The 17204-nt window shown below is 33.5% G+C and carries 17 protein-coding genes; 8 read left to right on the forward strand and 9 right to left on the reverse strand.

The window, feature by feature from the left end:
* Nucleotides 1-47: 47 nt before the first annotated feature.
* From JJQ60_RS11415 to JJQ60_RS11425, 3 genes are read right to left on the reverse strand one after another with little or no spacing between them, the layout of a single operon-like run.
* Nucleotides 48-398: a carboxymuconolactone decarboxylase family protein gene (locus tag JJQ60_RS11415; protein ID WP_201919817.1), complete on the reverse strand. Its 351-nt coding sequence runs from the start codon at nt 396-398 to the stop codon at nt 48-50.
* Nucleotides 395-1231 carry a twin-arginine translocase subunit TatC gene (gene tatC, locus JJQ60_RS11420; RefSeq protein WP_201919819.1) on the reverse strand — a complete coding sequence of 279 codons (837 nt, stop codon included), beginning with the start codon at nt 1229-1231 and terminating at the stop codon, nt 395-397. Before tatC ends, JJQ60_RS11415 begins: the two co-directional genes overlap by 4 nt.
* Complete coding sequence (locus tag JJQ60_RS11425; RefSeq protein ID WP_201919821.1) at nt 1231-2196, reverse strand: KpsF/GutQ family sugar-phosphate isomerase; 966 nt, start codon at nt 2194-2196, stop codon at nt 1231-1233. Before JJQ60_RS11425 ends, tatC begins: the two co-directional genes overlap by 1 nt.
* Before the next feature lie 237 nt (nt 2197-2433).
* Between JJQ60_RS11425 and recQ the strand changes: the two genes are divergently transcribed.
* Complete coding sequence (gene recQ / locus JJQ60_RS11430; RefSeq protein WP_201919823.1) at nt 2434-4632, forward strand: DNA helicase RecQ; 2199 nt, start codon at nt 2434-2436, stop codon at nt 4630-4632.
* A 75-nt stretch (nt 4633-4707) separates the two neighbouring features.
* On the opposite strand, the gene JJQ60_RS11435 is transcribed toward recQ, so the two are convergent.
* The gene (locus tag JJQ60_RS11435; protein ID WP_201919825.1) at nt 4708-4878 is read right to left on the reverse strand and encodes a hypothetical protein; all 171 of its coding nucleotides are present in this window, start codon (nt 4876-4878) and stop codon (nt 4708-4710) included.
* 98 nt (nt 4879-4976) lie between these two features.
* Between JJQ60_RS11435 and JJQ60_RS11440 the strand changes: the two genes are divergently transcribed.
* The 3 genes from JJQ60_RS11440 (at nt 4977) to JJQ60_RS11450 (ending at nt 7520) form a co-directional block, all read left to right on the forward strand.
* Nucleotides 4977-5909, forward strand: a complete 933-nt coding sequence (locus tag JJQ60_RS11440) for a peptidylprolyl isomerase (protein WP_201919827.1) — start codon at nt 4977-4979, stop codon at nt 5907-5909.
* A 282-nt stretch (nt 5910-6191) separates the two neighbouring features.
* Nucleotides 6192-6989, forward strand: coding sequence for a hypothetical protein (locus JJQ60_RS11445; RefSeq protein ID WP_201919829.1), 798 nt, complete (start codon nt 6192-6194; stop codon nt 6987-6989).
* Nucleotides 6990-7001: 12 nt separating this feature from the next.
* Nucleotides 7002-7520, forward strand: a complete 519-nt coding sequence (locus JJQ60_RS11450) for a YfiT family bacillithiol transferase (protein ID WP_201919832.1) — start codon at nt 7002-7004, stop codon at nt 7518-7520.
* Here JJQ60_RS11450 and JJQ60_RS11455 read toward each other — a convergent pair.
* Both JJQ60_RS11455 and JJQ60_RS11460 read right to left on the reverse strand, forming a co-directional pair.
* Nucleotides 7512-8042: a GNAT family N-acetyltransferase gene (locus tag JJQ60_RS11455; RefSeq protein WP_201919834.1), complete on the reverse strand. Its 531-nt coding sequence runs from the start codon at nt 8040-8042 to the stop codon at nt 7512-7514. The two genes, JJQ60_RS11450 and JJQ60_RS11455, sit on opposite strands and share 9 nt — an antisense overlap.
* 3 nt (nt 8043-8045) lie before the next feature.
* A complete protein-coding gene (locus tag JJQ60_RS11460) occupies nt 8046-8603 on the reverse strand; it encodes a thioredoxin family protein (protein WP_201919836.1) in 558 nt (185 codons plus the stop codon).
* Between the two features lie 89 nt (nt 8604-8692).
* Between JJQ60_RS11460 and JJQ60_RS11465 the strand changes: the two genes are divergently transcribed.
* Entirely contained in the window at nt 8693-9157 is a 465-nt protein-coding gene (locus JJQ60_RS11465; RefSeq protein ID WP_201919838.1) for an Mpo1 family 2-hydroxy fatty acid dioxygenase, read from the forward strand.
* A 1-nt stretch (nt 9158) separates the two neighbouring features.
* On the forward strand, nt 9159-10025 hold the full coding sequence (locus tag JJQ60_RS11470; protein WP_201919840.1) for an alpha/beta fold hydrolase: 867 nt from the start codon (nt 9159-9161) through the stop codon (nt 10023-10025).
* A 15-nt stretch (nt 10026-10040) separates the two neighbouring features.
* Here JJQ60_RS11470 and JJQ60_RS11475 read toward each other — a convergent pair whose 3' ends face one another.
* The 3 genes from JJQ60_RS11475 to JJQ60_RS11485 all read right to left on the reverse strand — a co-directional run bounded on the left by JJQ60_RS11475 (nt 10041) and on the right by JJQ60_RS11485 (nt 14873).
* Nucleotides 10041-12554 (reverse strand): M14 family metallopeptidase, encoded by a 2514-nt coding sequence (locus tag JJQ60_RS11475; protein ID WP_201919842.1) that lies wholly within the window; start codon nt 12552-12554, stop codon nt 10041-10043.
* A 96-nt stretch (nt 12555-12650) separates the two neighbouring features.
* Nucleotides 12651-13037, reverse strand: a complete 387-nt coding sequence (locus JJQ60_RS11480) for a PUR family DNA/RNA-binding protein (RefSeq protein ID WP_201919844.1) — start codon at nt 13035-13037, stop codon at nt 12651-12653.
* Nucleotides 13038-13115: 78 nt separating this feature from the next.
* Complete coding sequence (locus tag JJQ60_RS11485) at nt 13116-14873, reverse strand: ABC transporter ATP-binding protein (RefSeq protein ID WP_201919846.1); 1758 nt, start codon at nt 14871-14873, stop codon at nt 13116-13118.
* Nucleotides 14874-15013: 140 nt separating this feature from the next.
* Here JJQ60_RS11485 and JJQ60_RS11490 point away from each other — a divergent pair, with 140 nt between their 5' ends.
* Together JJQ60_RS11490 and nusB are read left to right on the forward strand one after the other, a co-directional pair.
* Entirely contained in the window at nt 15014-16111 is a 1098-nt protein-coding gene (locus JJQ60_RS11490) for a Glu/Leu/Phe/Val dehydrogenase (RefSeq protein ID WP_201919847.1), read from the forward strand.
* A 144-nt stretch (nt 16112-16255) separates the two neighbouring features.
* Nucleotides 16256-17200 (forward strand): transcription antitermination factor NusB, encoded by a 945-nt coding sequence (nusB, locus tag JJQ60_RS11495; RefSeq protein ID WP_201919849.1) that lies wholly within the window; start codon nt 16256-16258, stop codon nt 17198-17200.
* The last annotated feature ends 4 nt before the right edge of the window (nt 17201-17204 follow it).

The following is a 17204-nucleotide window of genomic DNA, read 5'->3' on the forward strand; positions in this document are numbered from 1 at the left end:
ATTTTGCTGTAAATGTATAGCATTACTTGCTAACTAAAAACTTCAGTCTACGAAGCGTTTGCTTCTAAAGCATCCCAAAACTCATAAGCTCTACGCAAATGTGGGATCACAATAGTTCCTCCAACTAAAGTAGCAATACTCAAAGCTTCGGCAACTTCTTCTCTTGTTAACCCTTCTTTATGGCACGTTTCCAGATGATAGCGTACACAATCATCACATCTTAGTACAGTAGAGGCCACCAAGCCTAATAGCTCTTTAGTCTTTACATTTAAGGCGCCTTCCATAAAGGCGTTAGTGTCCAGGTTAAAAATTCTTTTAATTATTTTGTTGTTATCTTCTAGAATTCGAGAATTCATTTTTTCTCGATAAACATTGAATTCATCAACTATATTACTCATGCTGATTGTTTTTGTAATTTTTTCTTTTCTTTTTTAATGACAATTTTCGAAATGTAGATACTTACTTCGTAAAGGATTAGTATTGGAATCGCAACAATAACCTGACTTGCAATATCTGGTGGAGTAATTACTGCCGATAAAATAAGTACGATAACCAATGCAAATTTGCGGTATTTCTTTAAAAACTCTGGAGTTACTAATCCGATTTTAGTTAAGAAAAACATGATCACCGGTAGCTCAAAAATGAGTCCACAGGCAATTACCGAAGCCCTTAATAACCCAATGTAACTATCAATATCAAATTCGTTTAAAACTTCTTTACTTACCTGGTATCCTCCTAAAAAATTAATGGATAATGGGGTGATTACATAATATCCAAAAAGAACACCCAAGAAAAATAAACAAGAACAGATGATGATAAATCCTTTTGAATATTTTTTCTCATTATCATACATAGCTGGTGCTATAAACTTCCAGAATTCGTAAAGTACATAGGGAAAAGCAATAATAAATCCTGCAGTGATCGAAGTCCAGATATGAACCGAAAATTGCCCAGCCACTTTTCTACTTTGTACACTAAAAGGGAGTTCTTTAAAGCATAAACTTTCGTCTAATCCCAAAAACTTAGATAGGTTACATAGCCCTTTGTATGTAGGAAAATCCGGCTTTTTAGGACCGAATATTAACACGTCAAAAATAAATTCTTTTGCTATAAAAGCAACAACACCCGCAATAAGTACGGCTACAGTAGCTCTAATAAGGTGCCAACGCAATTCTTCCAGATGATCCAGAAAAGACATCGATTGAGGGTCTTTTTTTGTGCTTTTAGTCATTATAAGATACCTTCTCGCATTAAGTCATGAATATGTATAAGTCCGGCATACTGGCCATTTTTTTCGGCAAGTAATTGAGTAATCGAATTTTCTTCTAGTTTTTCTAAGGCATCAACGGCCATGGCATCGTTATCAATACGCTTAGGGTTAGAAGACATAATATCTTTTGCGGTTAGCCCATTAAACGAAGTATTTGTAGTAAGCATTCTTCTTAAATCTCCGTCTGTAATAATACCAAGAATCTGACCATTACTTGTAACGGCAGTGGCTCCTAATCTTTTCTCTGTAATTTCAACAATCACACTATTAATATCAGAATCGGGAGTAACTTCGGGTTTTTCATTACGAGAAGTAATATCGCTTACACGTAAATATAGTTTTTTGCCCAAGGCTCCACCAGGATGGTATTTAGCAAAATCGCGACTAGAAAACCCTTGTAAATGCAATAAACAAACCGCTACGGCATCTCCCATCACCATTTGAGCGGTAGTACTAGTTGTAGGTGCCAAATTGTTTGGACATGCTTCTTTGTCTACAAAAGCATGTAATACATAATCAGCTTCTTGACCCAAAAAAGAATCTTTATTAGAGGTCATCCCGATTAAGGTGTTTTTGAAACTTTTTATAAGCGGTACCAAAACTTTTATCTCAGGAGTGTTTCCACTTTTAGAAATACAGATAACGACATCATCCTCAAGGATGTTTCCTAAATCCCCATGTATAGCATCTGCTGCATGCATAAAAACAGCAGGGGTTCCTGTTGAATTCATTGTAGCAACAATTTTTGAAGCGATTATAGCACTTTTACCAATACCGGTTATGATTACTCTGCCTTTAGAGTTATATATGGTTTCTACCGCTTTAGAAAACTCTTCATCAACAAGTTGTTCTAAATATGCAATCGCCTGAGCTTCTTCGGCGATGGTTTTTTTAGCATATGCAATTATAGTATCTTGGGTGTTCAAAATTTAAAAAATTTGCGTGTTATAAATAAAGATTTTATTATCTTTAATTTACGCAAAGGTATACAATACCTTATTAATTTTAAATAGTGTCAAAAAAAAGCATATTAATTTATGCTTTCATTATATTTGGCATACTAAAATTGAACATGAAATATCCACTAAATCTGTGTTTGGGGAAACAGGTTTTAGTGTTAGTGAAATCTTTATTTAATTGGTATATAAAAGTTAAAAGATTTAATGAGTTTGAATGAAACTGACTTACAAAATGCTTTAAAAAAGTATTTTGGATTTGGTCAATTTAGAGGATTACAGGAAGAGGTAATTAAAAGTATTCTTGAACAAAAAAATACTTTTGTAATAATGCCTACAGGTGGAGGAAAATCCCTATGTTATCAGCTACCTGCTTTAATGTGCGAAGGAACTGCCATTGTAGTTTCGCCCCTGATCGCACTCATGAAAAATCAAGTCGATGCTATACGTAGTATTTCATCTCAGGATGGTATAGCACATGTGCTAAATTCTTCATTGAATAAATCTGAAGTAAAAAAGGTTAAGGATGATATTATTAATGGAGTTACCAAACTTCTATATGTCGCTCCAGAATCATTGACCAAAGAAGAGTACGTAGACTTTTTAAAATCTCAAAAAATTTCATTTCTCGCCGTAGATGAAGCCCACTGTATTAGTGAATGGGGGCATGATTTTAGACCAGAGTATAGAAATTTGCGTACTATTATTAAACGAATTGGTGAAGACATTCCAATTATTGGATTGACAGCTACCGCAACTCCCAAAGTACAAGAAGATATTCTGAAAAATCTGGGGATGAGCAATGCTAAAACCTTCAAAGCTTCATTTAACCGTCCGAATTTGTTTTATGAAATACGGCCAAAAACTAAAAATGTCGATGCCGATATTATTCGCTTTGTAAAACAAAACCATGGAAAAAGTGGAATTGTATATTGCCTTAGTAGAAAGCGTGTAGAAGAACTTGCACAAACTCTAGAGGTTAATGGTGTAAAAGCAGTTCCTTATCACGCAGGTTTAGATGCAAAAACCAGAGCTAGGCATCAAGATATGTTTTTGATGGAAGATACCGATGTAGTGGTAGCTACTATTGCTTTTGGTATGGGAATTGACAAACCAGATGTGCGATTTGTGATACATCATGATATTCCCAAAAGTATCGAAAGTTATTACCAAGAAACTGGTCGAGCAGGACGAGATGGAGGAGAGGGACATTGCCTAGCATATTATGCCTATAAAGATATCGAAAAACTAGAGAAGTTTATGAGTGGCAAACCGGTTGCAGAACAAGAAATCGGTCATGCATTATTACAAGAAGTTGTTGCATTTGCAGAAACATCGATATCCAGACGTAAATTTATATTGCACTATTTTGGTGAAGAGTTTGATGAGATTAATGGAGAGGGTGCTGATATGGACGATAATGTTCGTAATCCAAAGAAAAAGCATGAAGCCAAAGACGAAGTAAAACTATTGCTTGAGGTTGTAAAACAAACCGGAGAGATATATAAATCTAAAGAAGTTGTAAATACACTTATCGGGAAAAGTAATGCTCTAATATTATCTCATAAAACCGATAAGCAATCCTTTTTTGGAAGTGGAAACTCTAAAGAGGATAAATATTGGATGGCACTTATCAGGCAGGTATTAGTAGCTGGATATCTTAAAAAAGATATAGAAACATATGGTGTTATTAAGGTTACTAAACAGGGACTTGAGTTTATAGATAACCCGGTTAGTTTTATGATGACCGAAGATCATGTTTATAATGAGACTAATGATGATACCATAATAACTGCTACAAAGTCTGGTGGTGGTACTGATGATCGTTTGGTAGGAATGCTTAAAGATCTTCGAAAAGCCGTAGCCAAAAAAATAGGAGTACCTCCTTTTGTTGTATTTCAGGATCCATCGCTGGAGGATATGGCATTAAAATATCCAGTTAGCGTTGAAGAACTTGGTAATGTGCATGGTGTAGGCGAAGGTAAAGCAAAAAAATATGGAAAAGCTTTTGTAGAGTTTATTGCCAAATATGTTGAAGAGAATGATATTGTTCGTCCGGATGATTTTGTGGTCAAGAGTACGGGAGCAAACAGCGGCTTGAAACTCTATATTATACAAAATGTTGACAGAAAGTTACCTTTAAATGATATTGCCTCTGCCAAAGGGATGGAAATGCCTGAGTTTATTAAAGAAATGGAAGCTATAGTATATAGTGGTACTAAACTTAATATTACGTATTGGATAGATGAAATCCTGGATGAAGATCAACAGGAAGAGATTCATGATTATTTCCTTGAAGCAGAAAACGACAAAATTGATATTGCTATAGAAGAGTTTGATGGCGATTATGATGATGAAGAACTACGCTTATATCGTATCAAGTTTATTAGTGATGTAGCAAATTAGAAAAAGCCATGACTATAGAGTAAAAATGCTAAAGACGATTTGATATAAATCGTCTTTTTTTATATAAAAAATACCTTATCTAAATGCGCCATCTGGAGGTATGCCGTCATTATTTCCATGGTCTCTTGATATATTAATATTCAATACACTAAGGTTATCAGCAGGAATACCTTGACTTGCTGCATGTGTTCCACCATGAATTACTTTAGTATTTTTAATTTCGAACGACTTGAATTTTTCTAACATAATAAAATTTTTCTAAGATTAAAGAATAAATATAGTAAACCATAACCAATTACCTATCTTTGCAGCTCAAAAATTAAAACGCTTAAAACAACGCTGTTATGCAAGACGGATTATACGCAAAATTTAAAACAACAAAAGGAGATATTCTTATTAACTTAGAGTATAAAAAAACTCCAGGAACCGTAGGTAACTTTGTAGGCCTTGCCGAGGGTAATATTGAAAACCAAGCTATTCCACAAGGGAAACCTTATTATAATGGATTAAAATTTCATAGAGTAATTGCTGACTTTATGATCCAGGGTGGAGACCCTCAAGGAACAGGAGCTGGTGGTCCTGGATATCAGTTTGACGATGAGATACATCCAGATCTTAAGCACGATGGCCCTGGGGTTTTATCTATGGCAAATGCTGGTCCAGGTACAAATGGAAGCCAGTTTTTTATTACACATGTAGAAACATCATGGTTAGATGGAAAGCATACTGTATTTGGTAAAGTAGTAGAAGGACAAAATGTAGTGGATACGGTAGCACAAGGTGATTCTATTGATGAGGTTGAGATTATAAGAGTTGGAGCAGATGCAGAAAACTTTAACGCAGTTGAAACTTTTAGGCAATTTAACGGGGCTAAAGCAGAACGAGAGGCAGCGGCCAAGAAAAAAGCAGAAGAATTATTAGAAGAGCTAGCAGCGGGGTTTGATAAAACTGATAGCGGGCTTCGATATAAAATCATTCAAAAAGGTGATGGTGTAAAAGCCGAAAAAGGGAAAACAGTTTCAGTACATTACAAAGGTAGTTTGCCTGATGGTACTGTGTTTGACTCATCTTTTAAGAGAAATCAACCTATCGATTTTCCATTAGGGATGGGGCATGTGATCCCAGGATGGGATGAAGGGATTGCACTGTTACAAGTTGGAGATAAAGCGCGATTTGTAATTCCTCCTTATCTTGGTTATGGTGAAGCTGGTGCTGGTGGAGTGATTCCTCCAAATGCGACACTTATTTTTGATGTGGAATTGGTAAATGTGAAATAATCTTCATTTTTATTAAGAATAGTATATAAAATGTCCTTGAGATACTCAAGGACATTTTGTTTTAAAAACCATATATTTAGTGAGATAAAAAATTATGGTATACTTTATGATTATCTTAAATTGAATTTTTGTTAATAAAACCAATTTTTTATCTGACTCAAAATCATTACTTTGGTGCACTAAGTGATGATGAAAATGTTAAAATTTTCAATTGAGATTTAGATATATGCTTCTTCTTAATTATGTTTATGGGAAAACATGAAGAGGCCTTAATCAATTAATATGAAAAAAACACTACTTACAACTTTATTGGTTCTATATCTTTCAAATGCTTTGTTTGGACAAAAAAAAGAAGATATTCTTGTTGATATCAAAGATCAAATGGAAGTCATTGATGGTTATATAGAATTTGACACCTTTCATCTGGATCCCGAAGAATTTCTGGATAAAATGCCCGATAATGCTGCAGAACTTAATGGGTATTATGAACATGAACGACTTAAGAAAATTATAAGAAAAGTAGGAACGCGCTCTGCAGATGTTCTTACAACGTTTTATTTCTGGAATGACCAATTGATTTATGTGAATTATAAACATAAACCCTATTTGTCGGCAACCAATTCGAGTGGGCAAAAGGTTCTTGATTACTCTAGAACATTTACGAAATATGAGTCAAAGCATTATTTCAATAGTGGTGAGGAAATAGAAAATGAAAAAACTGGGTCTCCTGTTTCTGGAATTGCTTTAAAAGAAGATTTTTTGTCATATGCCAATAAAATGAAAGGCCTGCTTGATAATAAATTTTATAATAGGGATATATACGAAGCGTTGCAAGGAAGGTGGCTTTTTATAGAAAACACAGATGATTATATCATTTTTGAAGGAACAATACGTTTTAATTTTTACAATGGGAAATTTGCTAATCGTTTAAAAACAAGAATAGATGATGGTGTGCTTGAATGCTTTTTCCCTATGGATGATCGAATCTATAGATATAAAATAGAAAATGTTGACGAAAACGTACTTACATTAATTGATCTCTTCTCTAAAGAAGAATTTGTATATGCTAAAGTAGAATAAATACGATTGATTATGGATGCCAGATACCCAATTGGGAAATTTGAATGCCCAGATGATATAACAACAACTCATATAAAACAATGGATATCTGATATAGAAAATTTGCCTACAAAAATATCAGACCTTGTTTCTGGATTTACTGAGGAACAATTAGAAACCCCCTATCGTGAAGGTGGTTGGACAGCCAGGCAAGTAATTCATCACATTCATGATAGTCATCATAATGGTTACATTCGTTTTAAATGGGCGATGACAGAAAACAACCCGGTCATTAAAGCATACAATGAAACACTATGGGCAGAACTTTTCGATACTCAATCTGCACCAATTCATTTGTCGTTAGATCTGATTAAAGCACTACATGCTAAATGGACCTATTTTTTAAAAGGCTTATCTCCTAAAGACCTTGAAAAAACATTTATACATCCTGAAGGAGATGTTACAATCTCTTTAGCCGAAGATATTGGTATTTATGCTTGGCATGGTAACCATCACTTGGCACATTTAAAGATTGTCGCACAGTTAAGGTAAAGGCATAATCATTCGTTGCATTTCTCTATACCCATCTTTTAAACCAGGATAATCCAAATCATAGAAAGAGGTGGTTGTAAAACCGTTTTTTTGATAAAAAGTAAGAGCTGGACTGGTAGTCATTACATCTAGCCATAATACTTTTTTATCTAGACTTAGCGCATATTTTTTAGTGAATTCAAGTCCTTTTTTACCAATACCGAGGCCTGTAGCTTTTTTTAAGAGATAGATTTTCTCTAATTGCATAGCTTCAGTACTACTAAAATTATTTACACTTTCATTTTTCCGAATTTTTAACAAGCCTAAATTGGAATCTTCTTTTTGGATCAAGAAATAATTAATATTTTCAATTTTCAGATCCTTTTCGAAAACATCTTTATTAAAACTTAAATTGATATAAAAACTAGGGTCATTGTTTTTCCAGATATGTGCATAATGTTCTGGATAGAATTGTTGGCTAATAGTAACCAAACTTTCAATGTCTATTTTAGTACATTTTTTGAAGCTAATATCGACATGCATAAACTATTCTTTCCATTTTATGTTACAACCAATACTAGGTTTTTGATTTTCGGCTACCTGGGCGTTACGTAATACTGCATCTAAAGCTTGTCTTAGATCTCTACCATTAACGGGAATACCATTGCCAGGTCTGGAATCATCAAGTTGCCCCCTATAGATAAGTTTGGATTCTGCATCAAATAAGTAAAAATCGGGCGTGCACGCAGCATCATAAGCTTTAGCTACTTCTTGTGTTTCGTCAAATAAATAAGGAAAAGTATAATTGTTTTTTTGTGCAGTTTTCCACATGTGCTCAGGGGCATCTTGTGGATATTTTTTAATGTCATTACTGCTTATAGCAACAAAACCAAATCCTTGAGCACGATAATCATTAGCAACGCGTACAATTTCTTCATTTACATGAATCACAAATGGACAATGATTACATATAAACATAACTACAGTACCCTTTTTACCACAAACGTCTTTTAGGGTTACAGGATTATCCGTTACTGCATCGATCAGTTTAAAGTCTGGAGCAGCCGTTCCTAGAGGTAACATATTGGATGGAGTTCGTGCCATATTTTTTAAAATTATAGAGATGCCAAATTACAATTTTCTATAGAATAAGTCTAAAAATTATTACCTTCGTTACAACTAAATTTAACTTTATGAAGACTCTAGATACTTGGTTTAAAGAATATGCCGTAAGTCATCAGAATAAGACTAATATTGCAATTCATTTCATATGTGTGCCTGCTATATTTTTTTCAATTGTTGGGCTGATTATGAGTATACCTAATGGTTTTTTAGCTTCTATTATCCCTGGAGATAATCCTTTTATAGAAAATTGGGCTTTTGTGGTTTCGTTATTTATATTGTTGTTTTATATTAGGTTATCTGTAAAAATGGCTTTACAAATTCTAATTTTTATAGCTTTTTGTATTGTAGCGAATTATTATATAGGGCAATATGCTCCTTTATGGATGGTTTCTTTGATCATTTTTGTGGTTGCATGGATTGGACAGTTTTATGGCCATCATTTAGAAGGGAAAAAACCATCTGCAGCACAAGATTTACAATTTTTGCTAATTGGTCCAGCTTGGGTTATTCAAAAAATGTTTGGAAAAAAATAGTATGACATTAGACAGCTGGAAAAACTCGGGCTCGTATTTCGAGTATAAAGATATATATCAAATATTCTATAAAAAATCGGGTAATGGTGAGCCATTACTTTTGGTACATGGTTTTCCTACTTCATCTTGGGATTGGGAGAAGATATGGGGTTCTCTGACCAATAAGTATGAGGTGTATACCTTGGATATGATAGGATATGGCTTTTCTTCAAAGCCTATGGATTTTAATTATACTATTGCTGAACAGGTTGATTTGTGGGAAGCTTTTCTTGAAGATAAAAAACTCTTTTCTTTTCATATTTTAGCACATGACTTTGGGGATACTGTTGTTCAGGAAATGTTGGCTAGAGTTAAAGAAAACCCAGAGTATGAGTTTGATATTAAATCTGTATGCTTTTTGAATGGTGGCATGTTTCCTGAAACTAATTTCCCTACGATCACACAAAAACTCTTACTTACTCCTCTTGGATCTGTTCTTAAGCATTTTATGGGAAGAAATACACTTGCCAAGAATTTTAGAAAAATCTTTGGGAAAGATACACAGCCCAGCGATCAGGAAATCGATGATTTTTGGGAAGTGGTAGATTATAATGCAGGAAAAAATGTAATTCCAAAACTTATAAAATATCTTACAGAAAGGGATACCTATAAAATCCGATGGCGAGAAGCGATACAATATACAGATATGCCAAAACGATTAATAGACGGAGGATGTGATCCCATTTCGGGAAAACATATGGCCGAGTTTTATAAAGAGATCGTACCAGATGCAGATGTAGTAGTTTTAGAAGAAATAGGACATTACCCACAAGTCGAAGCTCCTGCAGAAGTGTTATCTCATTATTATGAGTTTAGAGATAAGTTATGATTTGCTTGCCATTGATTACATGTCCTTGCTAAAGAAGATAGCATTCATCAATAATTTATTAGTTCCATACCAAAAAGCTCTAAAGTTTGTGTTATCTGTAAATAAAATTATATCACCTTTTCCTAGATTATTATGTTTGAACGGCACCGTACCTGACAGTGAGTCCAGATTTTTTTGACTGATATAACCACTTAATAAGGGTTTTTTTGTATACTGAATAGGGTTGTTATAGCTTTGTTTGTCTGGTTTTACAAATAAAGTAGTATTTCTGAAAAGAGGTATTCTGTTATTTGTGTATCCAAAGTTTATCGGATGAGAACGATCAATTTTGGCTTCAAAAATAGCACCACCAATAACTTGTGCACCAGAAAAATCTTGTTTTTGTTCGAAAGATATATTTTTAGCAATATTCTCGGGTTTTACAAATTCGATATTCATTAACTCGGTATTGGCAAAAAACTGTGCTGCATTTCTGTATCCAATTAATGTTCCTCCATTGCTAATCCAGGTTTTAAGTTTTTCTGCTTCTTTTTTTGTAAAACTTTGTCTTCGACTATTAGGTAAGATAATATGGGTGTATTTTGATAAGGTTGTTCTATAGAAATTATCTGTTTTTAGTTTTGTGATGGGGATATCATAACGCTGATCCATTAGGTGCCATATTTCGCCAGCATCGTACGATGTGATACCAGCACCAGTAAATAGAGCAATTTTAGGTAGTTTTAAAGCTTTAAATTGATTGCTGCCAAGGTCGATACCTTGAGTAAGCCCGGTAGATACACCTGTAATGTTAATATGATTTTTTGTTGCAATTTCTTGAAGAAAAGCGTGTAATTCTTGAGTGTTTAGCTTTTGATTTTGAACCGGAATTAAAATTGTACCATAATCATAGTTATTGTTTTCTAAAGTAAAAGGTCGCATACCAACTTTGGCTCTTAATCCCTTTACTAATATTTGATACAAAGCTCTAGGGCTGTAATATTCATGCCATTGCATTACATATGCGTAATTACTTTGGTTTACAGGTTTGGTTTCTCTATGTTTTAAGTTAGAAACTTCGTTACCTAAATTAGAAACAGATATTTTGTCTGTATATTCAAGATTAAAAGCTAAAGGAAACGTCCATGCAGAAATATCATAAAAAAGGCTGTCTTGAAATGAAGTTCTTTTTTCAAAAATAGCTTTTATAAGTCGCTTTTGACGTTGATTTTTTGGAACTATATAACTATATCCTTTTTTGAATGTTTTACTTCCTGAAGTTACATCTTGCCTTGGTTCATAAAACTTAATTTGATGTCTTTTTAAAATTTCAGCGAGATGATAAACTGAAGCCGCATCTTTTGAGTTTCCGAAAATATAGGCATCTTTTGCAGGCTCTTTTCTGGCATTGCTGTAAAAATCCCTTTGATATTGTAATAATTCTTTTCGCATAGCCTTGGCAGCCTCAAGTGTAGAAAGTGTAGCTGTAAATTGATTTCTGATCGTAAATGGAAATGTTATGATTCCATTCACTGTTTGTTGTGCATGTCCTCGAGAACTTCCTTGTTCAAATAAAATTCCGATTCCTCCATTAATATCAGGAAAAGTGGATCCTTTTCCATAATAAAAATCATCAAAATTTTCTTCTGTATAGTATAAAGAGCCAATCTTGTCTAATGCATTGGCATGGTAATTTGCAATCTTTTTAGTTAATTCTTGGTTTAATTTTGGAGTAAGTGGGTGTGTCCTGGACTGTATTCCGGGTTGGAAAAAAAATGTACTATTTGATCCCATTTCATGATGGTCAGTTAGGATATTTGGATACCACTGATGAAATGTTTTAATACGCGCTCTTGATTCAGGTAGTTGTACCGGTAACCAATCACGATTCATATCAAACCAGTAGTGATTGGTTCTTCCTCCTGGCCATACTTCGCTGTATTCTCGATCCTGAGGGTCTGTACTTATATTTTTACTTTTATTCGTGTTTGCCCAATATGCAAAACGTTGTAAGCCATCTGGGTTAAGCGAAGGGTCTAATAAAATAATAGTATTGTTCAAAAGCTCTTCTATTTCTGGTCCTTGTGCGGCTGCTAAATGATATGCCAGTACTAATGCGGCATTAGATCCACTAGGCTCATTACCGTGAATAGAAAATCCCTGATAAACAACAATAGGTTGGGTATTGATGTCCAAAGTTTCAGAACCTATTTCTGTAAGCTGGAGATGCTTTTTTCGTATTTCGTTTATATTTTGATGATTTTTTTCTGAAGTGATGGTCAATAATAAAATAGGACGGTCTTCAAAAGTCTTTCCTCTATCTTCTATGGTTATTCTGGAAGAGGTTTTAGCGAGGGATTTCATATACGCTACTAATTTGTCATGAGTAACATGCCATTTTCCCGGAACGAAGCCTAAAACGCTTTGAGGAGTTGGTATTTCGGCGTTGTAAGTTATATTTTTAGGCAGATAATATTCTAATAAAAGATTGTTTTGGGCGGTAGAAAGAAATGTAGTAAGTGCTGTTAGAAATGTAAAAATATATTTCATTGAGTAGTTCTTTTGAATGTGTGAATATAAAAAAAACCGCTTCAGGCAATGAAGCGGTTTACATAACTTTAACTTTAATAAGCCTTAGTTGTTTTTTTATATATCATCAAAGTTTACATCTGTAAAACTTTCTGTAGAAGCCGAGATTTCTTCTTTAGTTTCCTCGTTAGAATTCTCATAAGATTTTTGATAATCTTTTTGATGTCTTTCACTAATTACTTCTTCACCTTTTTCTTCGACAATGTAATTTGTCATTTCATTTAAGATTTCAGTGAATCCAGAAAAATCTTCTTTGTACAAATAGATCTTATGTTTCTTGTAATGAAAAGATCCATCATCATTAGTGAATTTTTTACTTTCTGTTATTGTTAAATAGTAATCTCCAGCTTTTGTAGCCCTCACATCAAAGAAATATGTTCTTCTTCCTGCGCGTAAAACTTTTGAGAAAATTTCTTCTTTCTCCATCATTTCATTATCATTCATAATCCTTATTTCTTAAATTAATTAATATGCTATGATGGGTTAAAAATCCAAAAAAAATGTTAATCGGACAAAAAAAACTCAAATTTCTTTTTCGCTAAGCTGTTTTAAATAGAGTTCTTTGTAGTATCCTTCGGTATTGATTAGTTGATTATGAGTGCCTTGCTGGATTATTTGACCGTCTTCAAGAACAATGATTTTATCTGCGTTTTTGGCCGTAGATACTCGATGACTAACAATAAAAGTGGTTTTATCTTTAGAAATGTTGTTCAAGTTTTGAAGTATTTCTTCTTCCGTTTCGGTATCTACTGCAGATAAACAATCGTCAAAAAGAAGGATTGATGGCTCTTTAATTATAGCTCTTGCTATAGATACGCGTTGCTTCTGACCTCCAGAAAGTGTAATACCACGCTCTCCTAAAACGGTATCATATCCTTTGCTAAAACCAACAATATTATCATGCACTACGGCATTTTTTGATGCTTTATATACTTCATCGTCTGTTGCTTTTTCTTTTCCGAACTTAATATTGTTTTTAATAGAATCGCTGAATAAAAATGCATCTTGTGGTACGTAACCAATACTTTCTCTAAGATTGGTCAGGTTAAGGTTTCTTATTGGAGTCCCATCAATACGTATTTCGCCAGAAGATGCATCATATAATCTTCCAATTAGATCTAAAATAGTTGATTTTCCTGAACCTGTTTTACCAAGTATACCTATAGTTTCTCCAGTGTTGACTTCAAAACTCACCTTTTTCAAAGCAGTAATATTGGTATCATCATAGATAAAAGAAACGTTATCAAAGCTAATATTTCCTTTGATCGGGGTGTCTTGTGATATTGTATTAGTAATTTCAGGTTCTTGACTTAAAAACTCATTAATCCTTACTTGAGACGCCTCGGCCTGTTGCACTATAGAACTAACCCAGCCAACTGTGGCTACAGGCCAGGTAAGCATATTAACAAAAATTATAAACTCTACAATAACACCCAAATCCTTTATTGTGCCATCTAAGAATTGCTTACCACCGATATAGATAACAAGAATATTACTAAACCCAATAAGTAAAACCATTAAAGGAAAAAATAATGCTTGTACTTTGGCAAGATCCAGGTTTTTATCCTTACTCGTATTAGAAAGATCTGTGAAATTTTGATGTGTTTGGGTTTCTATTCCATAGGCTTTAATGACCGTAATACCACTAAATGATTCTTGAGTAAATGTGGTTAGCTTTGATAAGAACTCTTGTACGACGGTACTGCGTTTATGAATAGCAACACTAAGTTTATAGATTGATATCGATAATATAGGTAATGGAGTAACTGTGTATAAAGTAAGTTCAGGAGCAATACTAATCATATATCCAATCACCACAACAAATAAAGTAATGGTGTTTACACTATACATAATTGCAGGGCCAACATACATCCTTACCTTAGAAACATCTTCGCTAATGCGATTCATGAGATCTCCGGTTCGATTTTTTTTGTAAAAATTAAGAGATAGCTTTTCGTAATGTTGAAATACCTCATTCTTTAAATCAAATTCTATAAATCTAGAGACAACAATAAAAGTTTGTCGCATTAAGAAGGTAAAGAAAGCAGAAATTAGTACCGCTCCTAAGATTAAAAGAATATTGATTATAAGCCCGTTTTTTACTTCTGATAAATCTGTAATATCCTTGTTGATATACTGCTCTACAACATCAACAGAATCACCAACCAAAGTAGGAACGAGAGTTGCAAAAATTCTTGCAATTATAGTAATCGCAATTCCAATAAGGAGTCGATATTTATATTTCAGAAAATATTTATTCAAATGGCGTAATGCGCGCATAAAAGTTCAATTTTAAAAAACTGTTTATTAAATAATTCGTAAAATTTAACAGCTTTAAATTTTAAATTCGTAAAAAAACATTATTTTAGCAACCTGATTTTGAATATAATATAATTGTAAAATTTTAATTTTTTCACAATATGATAACCGAAGTGCTTACTGCAAATCAATTAAAAAAAGAAGCTCCAGTTTTTGGACAACTATCTTTTGATAATCATGAACAAGTTGTTTTTTGTCACGACAAAGATACAGGATTGAAGGCAATAATTGGTGTGCATAACACAATTTTAGGACCTGCTTTGGGAGGAACCAGAATGTACGATTATAAAACAGAATGGGATGCTTTAAATGATGTTTTAAGGCTATCGAGAGGAATGACGTATAAAGCGGCTATCACAGGATTGAATCTAGGAGGAGGAAAAGCAGTTATTATTGGAGATCCAAAAAAGATTAAAACTCCTGAGTTGATGAGGCGTTTCGGTAAGTTTGTTCATACTCTAGGAGGTAAGTATTATACTGCAGAAGACGTAGGTATGGAAACTTCAGATATGGATACAGTGCGAGAAGTAACGCCTTACGTAACTGGAATTTCTGAATCAAAAGGAGGAGCAGGTAACCCATCTCCTGTTACAGCATATGGTGTATATATGGGGATGAAAGCGGCAACTAAGTTTGCTTATGGTAATGATAAACTAGAAGGAAAACGAATTTTAGTTCAGGGAATAGGACATGTAGGTGAAGAATTAGTACGTTTAACATCAGAAGAAGGGGCAAACGTTATTATCAGTGATATTAATGAAGAAAGACTTACAGAAGTAAGTACTAAATATGGAGTCGATATTTATAGAGGGAATGATCTATATTCTGAAACTGCAGATATCTATGCTCCATGTGCTTTGGGTGCTACCATAAATAATGAAACTATAGATAAACTAAAAGTTAAAGTGGTTGCAGGAGCTGCTAATAATCAGTTGGCTAATGAAAGTATACATGGTCCTTTATTACAGCAGAAAGAGATCGTATATGCCCCTGATTTTTTAATCAATGCCGGAGGTATTATTAATGTTTACGCGGAAATAGAAGGTTACGGAAGAGAACAAATAATGTCTAAGACCGAAAATATCTATAATACAACATTAGATATACTCAATAGAGCAAAGGCAACGAATACTACAACTAATGCCGCTGCCATTGGCATAGCAGAAGATAGAATAGCTGCTAGAAAAAACAAACAATAATCAGATTGAAAGAAATATAATGACTAGTTATAAAAAGAGTGTTTTTTAGATAGCTAGATTAAAAATAATAGTATTTTTGCAGGGCGAAAGTTTATATATACTTTCGTCCATTTTTTTAATATAAAGTTCTTTGTAATTTTTTCTATGTTAACCAGAAGACATATTAGAGTAAAAGTAATGCAGTCGCTATATTCAATAGAGCAGACGCAAAATGATAACCTAGATAAAGAAGAAAAATTTCTTCTTTTTAGTATTGATCAGATGTATGATTTGTTTCTAATAAATCTTCAGCTTCTGGTGGAAATTAAAAAGCATGTTGCCGATTTTTTGGCTAAAAGTCAAAAAAAATACCTTGCAACGTCAGAAGAAAAAAACCCAAATACAAAATTTATTACGAATGAAATCTTGTTGTTGTTAGAAAATAATGAACAACTTAAGGCAGAAATTGAGCGAAAAAAACTCAATTGTTGGGAATTAGACGATGAGTATATAAAAATACTCTGGGGCGAGATTAAAGAAAGTGAGTTGTATAAAGATTATATGAGCACTAAGCTAAGCTCTTTTAGAGAAGATAAAGATTTTGTGTTGGATATTTTTAAAGAAGTTATAGCTCCTAATGATAAACTGTATGAGTATTTTGAAGATAAGAAACTTACTTGGGTAGATGATCTACCACTAGTGAATACAGCTATTATTAAAATGCTTCGCAAACTTAAAGCATCTCATGACGAAAATATGACGTTGCCAAAACTTTATAAAGATATAGACGATAAGAAGTTTGCTACAGATATCTTTAAAAAGACAGCGTTAAACGGAAGTGATTTCACTAAAGAAATTGATGGTAAGACACCAAATTGGGACAAAGATCGTATTGCCGAATTGGACAAAGCTATCATAAAAATGGCAATTTGCGAATTTGTAAAGTTTCCTTCTATACCCGTAAAAGTCACAATTAACGAATATTTAGAAATAGCAAAAGAATATAGTACTCCTAAAAGTAGTATTTTTATCAACGGTATCCTTGATAAGATTTCTAAGGAGTATCAAGAGAACGGTAAACTAAATAAAGTTGGCCGTGGACTTATGTAGTTCA

Origin of the sequence: Aquimarina mytili (assembly GCF_016735115.1) — a bacterium.
Lineage (GTDB): Bacteria > Bacteroidota > Bacteroidia > Flavobacteriales > Flavobacteriaceae > Aquimarina > Aquimarina mytili.